General features: G+C 61.7%; 1 protein-coding gene. It reads right to left on the bottom strand.

The genetic code is table 11. The features are described 5' to 3' along the window. Nucleotides 1–637 (bottom strand): chaperonin GroEL (gene groEL / locus EOA33_RS37750; protein WP_127407846.1); only part of this gene is annotated, 637 nt, incomplete at both ends.

Below are 637 nucleotides of genomic sequence, written 5' to 3'. Positions count from 1 at the left end.
CCGCAACACCGCCGGCGAGCTTCGCCATACGCTCCTGCAGCTTCTCCTTGTCGTAGTCCGAGGTGGTTTCCTCGATCTGCTGCTTGATCTGGGCGACGCGGCCCTGGATCTCTTCTTTCTTGCCGGCGCCGTCGACGATGGTGGTGTTCTCCTTGGAGATCGACACCTTCTTGGCGCGGCCGAGCATATTGAGGCCGACACTCTCGAGCTTGATGCCGAGGTCTTCCGAGATGACCTGGCCACCGGTGAGAATGGCGATGTCTTCCAGCATGGCCTTGCGGCGGTCACCGAAGCCCGGAGCCTTGACCGCGGCGATCTTCAGGCCACCGCGCAGCTTGTTGACGACCAGCGTAGCCAGAGCCTCGCCTTCGACGTCTTCCGAGATGATGAGCAGTGGCTTCGAGGTCTGCACGACGGCTTCCAGGACCGGCAGCATGGCCTGGAGGTTGGAGAGCTTCTTCTCGTGCAGCAGGATGTAGGCGTCTTCCAGATCGGCGACCATCTTGTCGGCGTTGGTGACGAAGTAGGGCGAGAGATAGCCGCGGTCGAACTGCATGCCTTCGACGACTTCCAGCTCGGTCTCGGCGGTCTTGGCTTCCTCGACGGTGATGACGCCTTCGTTGCCGACCTTCTGCAT

It is taken from the genome of Mesorhizobium sp. M4A.F.Ca.ET.050.02.1.1 (genome assembly GCF_003997725.1).
In the GTDB taxonomy this organism is placed as follows: domain Bacteria; phylum Pseudomonadota; class Alphaproteobacteria; order Rhizobiales; family Rhizobiaceae; genus Mesorhizobium.
The sequence above is the reverse complement of the archived record's forward strand: the minus strand, read 5'-3'. Positions and strand labels throughout refer to the sequence as shown.